The sequence below is a fragment of the Rathayibacter rathayi genome (genome assembly GCF_004011095.1).
GTDB classification, from domain to species: Bacteria; Actinomycetota; Actinomycetes; order Actinomycetales; family Microbacteriaceae; genus Rathayibacter; species Rathayibacter rathayi.
On sequence record NZ_CP028129.1, the window covers coordinates 979,850 to 992,520 of the forward strand.

The window sequence follows — 12,671 nt, forward strand, 5'->3', positions numbered from 1 at the left end:
TGCACCGAAGGTGTCTGGTGCCTGCGTCGGGCTCGGTCTACACTGAAGCGCCGCCTGATCGCTCGAGCCCAGACTCCGCTATTCCGGTGTCGTTCCGCGGAAGGATCGACGCAATGCCCTATCGACGCCACACCCTGAAGGGGTCATGATGCCGCTTTCGGAACACGAGCAACGGCTCCTCGACGAGATGGAGCGCAACCTCTATCACAACGACGCCGACTTCGTGGCGGCGGTCGGCAAGGCGCGTGGCGGCACCAATTACCGGGCCCTGGTGCTCGGCATCCTGCTCGGCATCCTCGGTCTCGCCGTCCTCGTGGCGGGCGTGGTCGTCCGTCAGCCCCTCGTCGGCATCCTCGGCTTCGCCCTCATGCTCGGCGGCGTGATCGTCGCGATGCGTCCGGCCGCCGGCGGTTCCTCCGCGCCCGGGCTTCCCGACGTCGGTCGGCAGAGCAAGCCCCGCACGGGCAACCGTCAGAGCTCCGGCTTCATGGACCGTCTGAACGACAGGTGGGACAACCGCGGCGACGGGCGCGGCTAGCCTCCCCTCCTCCGCTCCACCCCAGGGTCGATCCTCACGGATCGGCCCTTTTTTCGTGCCTCTTCGCTCCCCTCGGCCGCATTTTTCCTCCACTTCGCCCCACCGGCTTGGATCCCTGGAAATACGCGGATGACCGGGGTCTCTTCGGCGCGCCACGGCCTGCGCCGGGGTTGTTAGTGGGGGGAAGTGGAGTACTGTGGAGGACACACCATCCGTGGCCGGAAGAAGTGGGGGGCAGTCCGTGTTCCTCGGCACCCATTCCCCCAAACTCGATGAGAAGGGCCGCGTGATCCTCCCCGCCAAGTTCCGCGACGAGCTCTCCTCCGGAGTCGTTGTCACCCGCGGCCAGGAGCGGTGCCTCTACGTGTTCAGTCAGGCCGAGTTCGAGGTGATGCACGAGAAGATCCGGCAGGCGCCGGTGACCAGCAAGCAGGCGCGCGACTTCCTCCGGGTGTTCCTCTCGGGGGCGAGCGCCGAGACACCGGACAAGCAAAACCGCGTGACACTGCCGGCTCCACTGCGGGCCTACGCCGGACTCGACCGCGACCTCACCGTCATCGGAGCGGGTAACCGCGCAGAGATCTGGGCGCAGGGCGCCTGGGAGAGCTACCTGCACGAGCAGGAGTCCGTGTTCTCCGACACCCAGGAGGAGGTGATCCCCGGCCTGTTCTAGCTCCTGTCGCGCGACTCCCAGCCACTCGGCGCCCGGACGCACCTTCCCCGGTGTCCGGACGCGAGGTGGATGGGGATCGGACGACAGGATCGGGACAGGCGGGACCGCCATGACAGAGAACACTCCCCAGAACGATCCGCGCCCCACCGAGCAGCGGCACCTCCCTGTGCTGCTCGAGCGCTGCGTCACACTCCTGGCGCCGGCGCTGGAGCGCGACGGTGCGGTCGTCGTGGACGCGACGCTCGGCCTGGGCGGGCATGCGCTCGCGCTGCTCGAGCGCTTCCCTGGGCTGCACCTCGTCGGCCTGGATCGCGACCCCGAGGCCCTAGAACTCGCGGGGGAGAGGCTTTCGGCGCACGCCTCCCGGATCGACCTCGTGCACGCCGTCTACGACGAGCTGCCGGATGTGCTCGATGAGCTGGGCATCGACACGATTGATGGCGCGCTCTTCGACCTCGGCGTCTCCTCGCTACAGCTCGACGAGACCGAGCGCGGCTTCTCCTACTCGAAGGACGCGCCGCTGGACATGCGGATGGACTCGACCGCCTCGCTCACGGCGGCGACCATCCTCGCCGAGTACGACGAGAGCGCCCTGCGCCGCATCTTCCACGAGTACGGCGAGGAGCGGCTTGCTGCTCGCTACGCGAAGAAGATTGTCGAGGCCCGCCGTCTGGCTCCGCTGGAGCGCTCGGGCCGGCTCGTCGAGATTATTCAGGCGGCGACCCCGGTCGCGATTCAGCGCAACGGACACCCCGCCAAGCGCGTCTTTCAGGCGCTGCGGATCGAGGTCAATCAGGAGTTGTCCGTCCTCGCGCGGGCGATCCCCTCGGCGCTGGGTCGGATCGTCGTGGGCGGGCGGATCGTCGTCGAGGCGTACCAGTCGCTCGAGGACCGCATCGTCAAGCGCGCGCTTCAGGCCGCGTCCTCCTCCACCGCGCCGGCCGGCCTCCCGATGGAGCTGCCGGAGCACCGACCCGAGTTCCGACTCGTCATCCGCGGGGCCGAGCTCGCCTCCGACGACGAGAAGGCCAAGAACCCCCGAGCGACACCCGTGCGTCTGCGCGCGGCCGAGAGGATCAGGAGCACCGCATGAGCGCTACCGCCGTCATCGACCCCGTCGTCATCGACACCGCTCGTCGGGCACGCCCCGAGGAGCGGACGCGAACCCCGCGGATCGAAGCCGTCCCGTCGAGCCGGACGCAGTCGCGTCCCAAGCTCGTCTACGGGATCGTCGCCGTCGCCGGTCTGTTCGCGATCATCGTGGTGCAGCTCCTGGTGAGCGTCGGACTCTCACAGGGGGCCTACCAGATCTCGGCGCTGCAGACCGAGCAGAAGTCGCTCACTCGCAGCAACGCCGAGAAGCAGGACGCGGTTGACACGCTGAGTTCGCCGCAGAACCTCGCCACAGCGGCGCAGGGCCTGGGCATGGTCGCGAACACCGCGCCCGTCTACCTTCGCCTCTCCGACGGCGCCGTGTTGGGCGATCCGTCCTCGGCCGCCTCGAGCGAGGTCGCGGGGACCGCCGCGACGCCGCTGGTGCCCAACGCTCTCGTCCCGGCTCGTCAGCCGGGCGTGAGCGCGTCCTCCCCGGCTGTCGACGGCGCGGCCGTACCGTTGCAGGGCGAGCTGCCCGCCCCCATCACCCACTGACGCTGCCCGCGCTGACGCAGACCCGCGCTGACGCAGACCCGCCCTGACGCAGACCCGCCCTGACGCACAGAAGGACACCGCCGCAGTGAGACACCCCCGCTCGAGCAGACGCCGCACGGCCGTCACGTTCGTCATCATCGTCGCCGTCGTCGGACTCTTTATCGGCAAGCTGGTGGACATCCAAGTCGTGCGGGCCAACGAGCTCACCGAGGCGGCGGCCCAAAATCAGTCGAACAGCGTCGTCACCTACGGTCAGCGCGGTCCGATCGTGGACCGCTCAGGAACAGTGCTCGCCGACACCACGACGCGCTACCGACTGACAACCTCGCCGAAGAACGTCGCCGAGTTCCCGCGCGAGCTGGGGGGCGACCAGAAGGTCATGGTCAGCGTCCAGCAGGCCGCCTCTGAGATCGGCGCCGTCATCGGCCAGCCCATCGAGCAGATCACCGGAGCGGTCGACGCGGCACTCGCGAAGGACGCGAAGGCCAACTATCTGGTCCTCGCCGAGGGGCTCGATCTGGAGGCGTACCAGAAGCTCGTCGCGCTCGACATCCCGTGGACCTACTTCGAGACGCAGCAGGGCCGCAACTACCCCAATGGCGCGGTGGCCGGCAACCTCGTCGGCTATGTCGGAGCGGACGGAGCCGCCCAGGAGGGCATGGAGTACGCCGAGAACACCTGCCTTGCCGGGCAGAACGGCTCCGAGAGCTACGAGCGCAGTGCCGACTACGTCCGGATTCCCGGCAGCACCGTCTCGGAGACCCCGGCCGTGGACGGCGGGACGCTGACACTCACCATCGATTCGGATCTCCAGTACTACTCACAGCAGGTCCTCTCGCAGCGGGTCGCCGAGGTCGGCGGGAGTTACGGAATCGTCGTGGTGCAGGAGGTGAAGACCGGCAAGCTGCTCACCGTCGCCGAGACCCCGACCGTCGACCCGAACAACGTCGAGGCGAGCGCCTCGGCCGACCGCAGCTCGCGCGCCTTCCGAGCGCCGTTCGAGCCGGGCTCCACGTTCAAGCCGATGACGGCCGCGATGCTCATCGACCAGGACCAGGCGGGCCCGACGACGCACGTCGTCGTCCCGGATGCCTTCGAGAAGGACGGCGCGTCGTTCAGCGATGACTTCTCGCACACGCCGACGAACTACACGCTGACGGGCATCCTCAAGGACTCCTCCAACGTCGGCATCTCCATGCTCGGCTCCCGCCTGTCGGCCCAGACGCGGTACGACTACCTGCAGAAGTTCGGCCTGGGTGCACCCACCACCAGCGGCTTCCCCGGCGAGGAGGGTGGCCTGCTCGCCGATTACCAGGACTGGGACAACCAGACGAACTACACCACGATGTTCGGCCAGGGCGTCTCCGCGACCGCCGTGCAGGTCGCGAGCATCTACCAGACGCTCGGCAACGGCGGAGTCCGGCTCCCGTCGCAGTTGATCGGCGGTTGCACCACGGCCGAGGGCTCCGTGGTGGACGTGCCCGACGCGACGGGGACCCAGGTGGTCTCGAGTTCGGCGGCCAAGCAGGTCGTGGACATGCTGCAGACCCATTACAACGAGGGCTGGCTGGCGAAGGACATCCACATCGACGGCTACAACATCGCCACCAAGACCGGCACCGCTCAGCAGCCGGACGGCAAGGGCGGCTACTCCAAGAGCTACACCGTCTCGCTCGCCGGACTCGCTCCGGCGGAGGACCCGGAGTACGTCGTGACGGTCACCATCGCCAATCCGGTTAAGATGAATACGTCCCAAGCGACGGCTCCGGTATTCCAGCAGGTCATGACGCAGGTGCTCAAGACCAACCGGGTGGAACCGTCCACAGTTCCTCCCGTCGAGTACCCGACGACGTGGTGAGCCCCGCCGGGACCGCGATTTACGCAGCAGAACGAGAGAAAGAGCGGGCAGTGCACGACCCTCGCCCGCAGTCCTCCCTCCGCCCCGAACACCCCGTGCCCCGCAGCCTCTCCCAGCTCGTCACCGAGTTCTCGCTCGGGCCTGTCCGCGGCGCGGAGGGAGTCGAAGTGAGCGGGGTCACTCTCGACTCGAATCAGGTCGAATCCGGTGATCTCTATGTCGGTGTCGCGGGACGGCATGCACATGGCGCGGCCTTCGCGTCGGCGGCCGCCGCGTCCGGCGCCGTGGCCGTACTCACCGATCCCGCAGGCGCGGAGCTCGCCGCCGACAGCGGCCTGCCCGTCCTGGTGACCCCCGATCCGCGCGCGGCGCTGGGCGATGTTGCCGCGTGGATCCACCGCACTCGCGAGGACGTACCGACGCTCTTTGCCGTGACGGGCACGAACGGCAAGACGAGCGCCGTTTACCTCCTCGACGCCCTGCTGCGTCGGCTCGGCGTCGTCTCGGGGCTCAGCTCCACGGCCGAGCGCCGCATCGGCGACGTCGCGGTCGTCAGCTCGCTGACCACTCCCGAGGCGAGCGAGTTGCACGGCCTGCTGGCCAGGATGCGCGAGTCCGCTGTCCGAGCGGTCTCGATCGAGGTCTCGGCGCAGGCGCTCAGTCGGCATCGGATCGACGGCCTCGTCTTCGACGTTGTCGGCTTCACCAACCTCAGCCACGACCACCTCGACGACTACTCCGACATGCGCGAGTACTTCGAGGCCAAGGCCGACCTGTTCGAGCCGGAGCGGGCGCGACGCGGTGTCGTCACCGTGGACAGCGCGTGGGGTCGCGAGCTCGCAGAGCGCAGTCGCATCCCCGTCGCAACCCTTGCCAGCTCGCCGGTCGTCGGAGTCGCCCCCACCACCCCCGCCGACTGGGCGATGACCGTCGTCGAGGCGACTGCCGACAGCACCACGTTCCGCCTCGACGGGCCCGAGAACCGCTCCGTCGTCGTCACCGTCTCGCTGATTGGCTGGTACATGGCGGCGAACGCGGCCCTCGCGATCGTCATGCTGGTGGAGTCGGGCTTCGACCTAGACGCCATCGCGCACGCGCTGGAGGACAGCCGGCTCGACGTCTACATCCCCGGCCGCGCCGAGCTGATCTCGGGCGTGCGCGGGCCGCGCGTCTACGTCGACTACGGGCACACTCCGGATGCGTTCCAGAACGCGCTTGAGGCGCTGCGGACCATCACGCCCGGCCGCCTGTTCATGGTGTTCGGTGCCGACGGCGACCGCGACACCACCAAGCGCAGTGAGATGGGGGCCATCGCCGCGCGCCTGGCCGATGTCGTGATCGTCACCGACTTCCACCCGCGCTGGGAGGATCCGGTCGCCATCCGCGCCGCGCTCCTCCGCGGCGCCCGGGCCGCCGCGCCCGACCGGGAGATCCACGAGATCGCCGACCCGCGCGCGGCCGTGCGCACCGCGGTCGCCCTCTCGCGCGAAGGGGACTCGATCCTCTACGCCGGGCCCGGCCACGAGGACCACCAGGAGATCGCAGGAGTGCACATGCCGTATTCGGCGAGAGACGACGTCCGTGACGCGCTGCGCGAGGCGGGCTGGCTGTAGATGATTGCCCTCACCCTCACCGAGATCGCCGCGGCCGTCTCCGGCCGCCTCCACCTGGCCGGCTCGTCCGCTACGGCCGCCACCGTCGTGGACGGAGCGACCGAGACCGACTCCCGCGAGATCGCGCCCGGCGGAATCTTCGTCGCCAAGCGCGGCGAGCACACCGACGGCCACCTCTTCGCGCCTGCCGCGCTCGAGCGCGGGGCTGCGCTGCTGATCGTCGAGCGGCCGCTCGACCTCAACGTGCCGCAGGTCCTCGTCGACGACTCGGTCGAGGCGCTCGGCGCCCTCGCGACCGAGGTCATCCGACGTGTCCACGCGAAAGGCGGGCTCACCGTTATCGGCGTCACCGGCTCGAACGGCAAGACGACGACCAAGAACCTCCTGCGCACGATCCTCGAGCGCGTCGGCGAGACGGTCGCGCCGCGCGGCTCCTTCAACAACGAGGTCGGCGCGCCGATCACGATGCTCCGGGTCTCGGACTCGACGCGCTTCCTCGTCGCCGAGATGGGGGCGAGCGCGATCGGCGAGATCCGCCGCCTCGTCCACATGGCGAAGCCGGACGTCGGCGTCGTCCTCGCGGTGGGCCTCGCTCACGCGGGCGGGTTCGGCGGGATCGAGCGCACGCTCGAGGCCAAGACCGAGATGGTCGCCGACCTCACCGCCGACGACATTGCCGTGCTCAACGCCGACGACGGCCGCGTCGCCTCGATGGCGTCCCGCACTGCCGCTCGCGTCCTCTGGTTCGGTCGCGGTGAGAGCGCCGACGTCCGCGCCGTCGACATCGAGGCGACCGAGGACGGCACCCGCTTCACGATCGAGGTTGCTGCGGGGGAGGGCCGGGAGGCCGCCCGTGCCGAGCTGCTGCTGCGCGTCCTCGGGGAGCACCATGTGATGAACGCCCTTGCGGCGACGGCCGCGGCGCTCTGCGTCGGAGTGGCACTGCCCGCGATCGTGGACGCGCTCGCCACCGTCACTCTCGCCGAGCGCGGCCGGATGGAGGTCCTCGGCGGCGAGGACGTCCGCGTCATCAACGACGCCTACAACGCCAGCCCCGACTCCACCGCCGCCGCCCTGCGCACGCTCGCCCAGATCGCGAAGCCCCAGGGGCGCACGGTCGCGGTCCTGGGCGAGATGAGCGAGCTCGGCGAGTGGGCCGACGAGGAGCACGACCGCGTCGGCCTGCTGGCGGTGCGCCTGAACATCGCCCAGATCGTGGTGGTGGGTCGCGGCGCCCGGCGCATCCACGTCGCGGCCGAGCGTGAGGGGTCCTGGAGCGGCGAGTCCGTCTTCGCCGAGACCCCGGACGAGGCATTCGCGTTCCTGGAGGAGTACCTGCGTCCGGGCGACACGGTGCTGGTCAAGTCCTCCAACTCCGCGGGGCTGCGCTTTCTCGCCGAGCGTCTCGGGGAGCGTCACCGATGAGGGCACTCCTGCTGGCCGGTGCGCTCTCCGGAGCGTTCACGCTCCTGATGACGCCCCTGTTCATCCGACTCTTCCACCGCCTGCAGTGGGGCCAGTTCATCCGCGAGGACGGACCGAAATCGCACCACGTCAAGCACGGCACGGCGACGATGGGTGGCATCGTCATCATCATCGGCACCGTGGTCGGCTACTTCCTCGGAATGCTGTTCGGCAACCGGGCGATCGCCCCCTCCGCCCTGCTCGTGCTGTTCATGATGGTCGGACTCGGGCTCGTCGGCTTCGTCGACGACTTCCTCAAAACGCGCAATCAGCGCAGCCTCGGACTGGGCGGCTGGGCGAAGATCGCCGGTCAGGTGATCGTCGCGGCGGGCTTCGCCGTGATCGCCATCATGGTCCGCGACTCCAACGGGCTCACGCCCGCGTCCACCTCGATCTCGTTCATCCGCGACCTGCCGTTCGACTTCGCCTCCCTCGGGTGGATCGGTATCGGGCTGTTCGTGCTGTGGATCTGCATCATCGTCACCAGCACCTCGAACGGAGTGAACGTCGCCGACGGCCTCGACGGGCTCGCGACCGGGTCCTCGATCCTCGCGATCGGCTCCTACGTCATCATCGGCTTCTGGCAGTCGAACCAGTGGTGCTTCGACCAGCACGTCACTTCCGAAGTCGTCGACAAGTGCTACCAGGTGAGCGATCCGTTCGATCTGGCGATCATCGCGGCCGCGGTCTCCGGGGCCCTGGTGGGCTTTCTCTGGTGGAACACCTCGCCTGCGCAAATCTTCATGGGCGACACCGGATCCCTCGGCCTGGGCGGCGCGCTCGCGGCCCTCGCGATCCTCACCCGCACCGAGCTGCTCGTCATCCTCATCGGCGGCCTGTTCGTCATCGTGACCGGTTCGGTCATCCTCCAGCGGATCTACTTCAAGGTGACCCGGGGCAAGCGCATCTTCCTGATGAGCCCGCTCCACCACCACTTCGAGCTCAAGGGCTGGGCCGAGATCACCGTCGTGGTCCGCTTCTGGATCATCGCCGGCATCTTCGTCGCCGCCGGTGTCGGGCTCTTCTACCTGGAATGGCTCTCGCTGGCATGACCGATTCCGCCCGTCCCGACTCCCTCCGCAGCTGGCACTCGAACTGGCGGGGCCTGCGGGTCGCTGTGCTGGGCCTGGGCGTCACCGGGTTCTCAGTCGCCGACACGCTGACCGAACTCGGCTCCGAGGTGCTGGTGCTCGCCGACCGCGCCGACGAGGAGCGCGAGCGCTTGCTCGAGGTGATCGGCGCGCGCCTGCACCGGGCGGACAGCCTCGACTCGGTCCCCCAGGAGCTGCGCTCGTTCGCGCCGGAGCTGGTCGTGGTCTCGCCCGGCTTCCGGCCGACGCACCCGATCCTGGAGTGGGCGCGGGAGTCCGGGATCATCGTCTGGGGCGACGTCGAACTGGCCTGGCGGGTGCGCGACAAGATCGTCAGAGCCGACGGCACTCCGGCGGACTGGGTGGTCGTCACCGGGACCAACGGCAAGACCACGACGGTCCAGCTCACCGCAACGATGCTCGTGGCCGGCGGGCTCCGCGCCGCACCGTGCGGCAACATTGGCGTCCCCGTGCTCGACGCCGTTCGCGATCCGCAGGGCTTCGACGTCCTCGTCGTCGAGCTCTCGAGCTACCAGCTGCACTACCTGGGCGCGATCGAGCCGATCGCGAGTACCTGCCTCAACATCGCCGAGGACCATCTGGACTGGCACGGTTGCTTCGAGGCGTATCGCGCCGCCAAGGGCAAGGTCTACGCCGGTACCCGCGTCGCCTGCGTCTACAACCGGGCGGATGCGGCGACCGAGCAGATGGTGCTCGACGCCGACGTGATCGAGGGCGCCCGCGCGATCGGCTTCGGCCTGGGCGTGCCCGGGCTCAGCGACTTCGGCATCGTCGACGGCATCCTCTGCGACCGCGCCTTCCTCGAGGACCGGCGCACCAGCGCGCTCGAGATCGCCACCATCGACGAGCTCGCCGAGCGCCACCTCGCCGCTCCGCACATCGTGCAGAACGTGCTGGCGGCGGCCGCGCTCGCGCGGGCCTGCGGGATCGAGGTCACTGCGATCCGCCGGGCGCTGGCGAGCTTCGAGCTCGACGAGCACCGCATTCAGGTGGTCGCCCAGGGTTCGGGAGTGACCTGGGTGAACGACTCCAAGGCCACGAATCCGCACGCCGCCGACGCCTCGCTCCGCGCCTACCCCTCGGTCGTCTGGGTCGTCGGTGGGCTGCTCAAGGGCGTCGACGTGGACGCCCTGGTCGCCGCGCACGTCGATCGGCTGCGGGGTGCCGTGGTGATCGGTGCCGATCGCTCGGCATTGCTCGGCGCGTTCGGGCGACACGCGCCCACCCTCCCGGTGCGCGAGGTCGTCCCGGACGACACTGGTGCCGTGATGCAGGCGGCCGTCGAGGCCGCCGCGGCGCTCGCCCGCTCGGGCGATGTCGTCCTGCTCGCACCCGCCGCAGCCTCGATGGACCAGTTCCGCGACTATGCGGCTCGGGGCCGCTCCTTCGCGGTCGCCGTGGCGACACACCTGGGAGGGGGAACCGATGACCGCTCCGACGACGAGCCGCCTCGCGGGCCGATCGCGCGCTGAGTCGCGTGGGAAGGACCGGGGCGGAGCCCGCTCCGCGCGAATCGTCCTCTCGAAGGTGTTCGCCTCCCACTCACCGAACTTCTACCTGCTCTTCGGCACCACGCTCTTCCTGGTGCTGTTCGGGCTGACGATGGTGCTCTCCTCCTCGTCGGTCACCTCCTACGTGTCGAGCGATGACTCGTTCGGCGGGTTCCTGCGCCAGGGCGGCTTCGCCCTGCTGGGCATCCCGATGATGCTGGTGGTCTCGCGACTGCCCATTGCCGTCTGGAAGCGGATCACGCCTGCCCTGCTCGTTACCGGCTGCATCCTGCAGGGTCTCGTGCTGTTCACGCCGCTCGGCGAATCCGTCGGCGGCAACCGCAACTGGATCCGGCTCGGCGCGTTCAGCGTGCAGCCGTCCGAGATCATTAAGCTCGCCCTCGCGCTCTGGCTGGGCCTTCTGCTCGCGCGCCGCTACCGCTCGGCGAAGGACTGGAAGGACGCGCTCGTCCCGGTCCTCATCGTCGGAGGCTTCGCGATCGGCCTGGTCCTGGTCGGCGGCGACCTCGGGACGGTCGTCATCATGGCGGGCATTGTCCTCGCCGCCCTCTTCTACGCGAATGTGCAGATGCGGGTGCTCGTGCCGATCGTTGTGGTGGGGGCGATCGGAGCGGTGCTGTTCGCCGTGTCGAGCGCCAACCGGGTTACCCGGATCATGTCCTTCCTCGGCGACTGCTCGAATGTCGAGGAGTACCAGAACTCGTGCTGGCAGCCCGTACACGGCACCTGGGCGATGGCCTCCGGCGGGATCTTCGGCGTGGGCCTGGGCAACTCCAAAGCCAAGTGGTCGTGGCTGCCCGCCGCCGACAACGACTACATCTTCGCGATCATCGGCGAAGAACTCGGTCTGATCGGCGCGATCGTCGTTCTGGCCCTGTTCGTCGTGCTTGCGGTTGCGTTCTTCCGCGTCATTCACGCCTCCACCGACCCGTTCGTTCGCATTAGCACTGGCGCGATCATGGTCTGGCTGATCGGCCAGGCCTTCGTCAACATCGGCGTGGTGCTCGGGGTGCTCCCCGTGCTGGGGGTCCCTCTGCCGCTGATCTCTTCCGGAGGCACCGCCCTGCTCAGCTCGCTCCTCGCCATCGGCGTCGTCCTCTCCTTCGCTCGCACGCAGACCGCGCCGCTGCCCGGCGCCGGAGTCCTGCGCCGCACAAAGGCGGCGGCGGAATGACGCGCTACCTGCTCGCCGGCGGCGGCACAGCCGGCCATGTGAATCCGCTGCTCGCGACCGCCGACGAGATCCGCTCGCGGAACCCGAATGACGAGGTGGTGGTGCTGGGCACCGCCGAGGGACTGGAGGCGCGCCTGGTCCCGCTGCGCGGCTACGAGCTTTCGGTGATCCCGCGCCTGCCGTTCCCGCGGCGGCCGAACGCAGCGGCGCTGCGCTTTCCGGGCGCCTTCCGCGCCACCGTCGCCGGGATCGTCCGGACGATCCGGGAACGGCGGATCGACGCGGTCGTCGGTTTCGGTGGGTATGCCGCAGCTCCCGCTTACCTCGCCGCCCGTCGCGCCGGCGTCCCCTTCACTGTGCACGAGGCGAACGCACGCCCCGGGCTGGCCAACCGCCTCGGCGCCCGCGCGACGCGCTCCGTCGGGGTCGCCTTCGAGGGCACCTCGCTGCCGCACGCGCAGCTGGTCGGGATGCCGTTGCGCCGCGAGATCGCGCAGCTGGACCGCGCCGCCCGTCGTGACGAGGCGATGGCCGCGCTGGGTCTGGATCCAACGCGGCCGACCCTCCTGGTCACCGGCGGCTCCCTCGGCGCCCGACGAATCAACGCGACCGTGTATGCCGCTGCCCCCGCCCTGCTCGCCACCGGCTTCCAGATCCTGCACATCACCGGCGGCCGCGCGGAAATCACTGATCCGGGTCTCGCCGGCTACCACCTCCTCTCCTACTGCGACCGGATGGACCTCGCGCTCTCGGCCGCGGACGTCGCCGTCTCCCGTGCCGGCGCGGCGACGGTCAGTGAGCTGACCGCGCTGGGCCTGCCCGCGGTCTACGTCCCGTACCCGGTCGGCAATGGCGAGCAGCGCTTCAACGCGCGCGGCGTGGTCGATGCTCGGGGAGCCGTCCTCGTCGAGGACGCGGCTTTTCTCCCCGGCTGGGTCGAGCGCGAGCTCGTCCCGCTGCTGGGCGACGCCGCGCGCCGCGACGAGATGGCGCGCAGGGCCGCTCGCATCGGCGTCCGCGACGGCTCCGGGAGGCTCGTGGACCTGATCGAGTCGAGTCTTACCGCGCCGCGATGAGT

At 69.5% G+C, this 12,671-nt stretch carries 11 protein-coding genes; all 11 read left to right on the forward strand.

The annotated features are described in order from the left end of the window. The first annotated feature begins 145 nt into the window (after positions 1-145). The 11 genes from C1O28_RS04855 to C1O28_RS04905 all read left to right on the forward strand — a co-directional run bounded on the left by C1O28_RS04855 (position 146) and on the right by C1O28_RS04905 (position 12,669). Positions 146-538, forward strand: a complete 393-nt coding sequence (locus tag C1O28_RS04855; protein WP_337189910.1) for a DUF3040 domain-containing protein — start codon at positions 146-148, stop codon at positions 536-538. Between the two features lie 241 nt (positions 539-779). After that, positions 780-1,211 carry a division/cell wall cluster transcriptional repressor MraZ gene (mraZ, locus tag C1O28_RS04860; RefSeq protein WP_097166995.1) on the forward strand — a complete coding sequence of 144 codons (432 nt, stop codon included), beginning with the start codon at positions 780-782 and terminating at the stop codon, positions 1,209-1,211. A gap of 109 nt (positions 1,212-1,320) precedes the next feature. Then, positions 1,321-2,304, forward strand: coding sequence for a 16S rRNA (cytosine(1402)-N(4))-methyltransferase RsmH (gene rsmH, locus C1O28_RS04865; protein ID WP_097166996.1), 984 nt, complete (start codon positions 1,321-1,323; stop codon positions 2,302-2,304). Beyond that, complete coding sequence (gene ftsL / locus C1O28_RS04870) at positions 2,301-2,861, forward strand: cell division protein FtsL (RefSeq protein ID WP_097166997.1); 561 nt, start codon at positions 2,301-2,303, stop codon at positions 2,859-2,861. The genes rsmH and ftsL overlap by 4 nt, the downstream gene beginning before the upstream one ends. 85 nt (positions 2,862-2,946) lie before the next feature. Further along, complete coding sequence (locus C1O28_RS04875) at positions 2,947-4,719, forward strand: peptidoglycan D,D-transpeptidase FtsI family protein (RefSeq protein WP_243392078.1); 1,773 nt, start codon at positions 2,947-2,949, stop codon at positions 4,717-4,719. A gap of 50 nt (positions 4,720-4,769) precedes the next feature. Further along, entirely contained in the window at positions 4,770-6,332 is a 1,563-nt protein-coding gene (locus C1O28_RS04880) for a Mur ligase family protein (RefSeq protein ID WP_097166998.1), read from the forward strand. Then, on the forward strand, positions 6,333-7,757 hold the full coding sequence (locus C1O28_RS04885) for a UDP-N-acetylmuramoyl-tripeptide--D-alanyl-D-alanine ligase (RefSeq protein ID WP_097166999.1): 1,425 nt from the start codon (positions 6,333-6,335) through the stop codon (positions 7,755-7,757). After that, positions 7,754-8,848 carry a phospho-N-acetylmuramoyl-pentapeptide-transferase gene (mraY, locus tag C1O28_RS04890; protein ID WP_097167000.1) on the forward strand — a complete coding sequence of 365 codons (1,095 nt, stop codon included), beginning with the start codon at positions 7,754-7,756 and terminating at the stop codon, positions 8,846-8,848. Before C1O28_RS04885 ends, mraY begins: the two co-directional genes overlap by 4 nt. Then, entirely contained in the window at positions 8,845-10,380 is a 1,536-nt protein-coding gene (gene murD / locus C1O28_RS04895; RefSeq protein WP_097167001.1) for a UDP-N-acetylmuramoyl-L-alanine--D-glutamate ligase, read from the forward strand. The genes mraY and murD overlap by 4 nt, the downstream gene beginning before the upstream one ends. Beyond that, positions 10,334-11,593, forward strand: coding sequence for a putative lipid II flippase FtsW (gene ftsW, locus C1O28_RS04900; RefSeq protein ID WP_097167002.1), 1,260 nt, complete (start codon positions 10,334-10,336; stop codon positions 11,591-11,593). Before murD ends, ftsW begins: the two co-directional genes overlap by 47 nt. Further along, entirely contained in the window at positions 11,590-12,669 is a 1,080-nt protein-coding gene (locus tag C1O28_RS04905) for a UDP-N-acetylglucosamine--N-acetylmuramyl-(pentapeptide) pyrophosphoryl-undecaprenol N-acetylglucosamine transferase (RefSeq protein WP_097167003.1), read from the forward strand. The genes ftsW and C1O28_RS04905 overlap by 4 nt, the downstream gene beginning before the upstream one ends. The last annotated feature ends 2 nt before the right edge of the window (positions 12,670-12,671 follow it).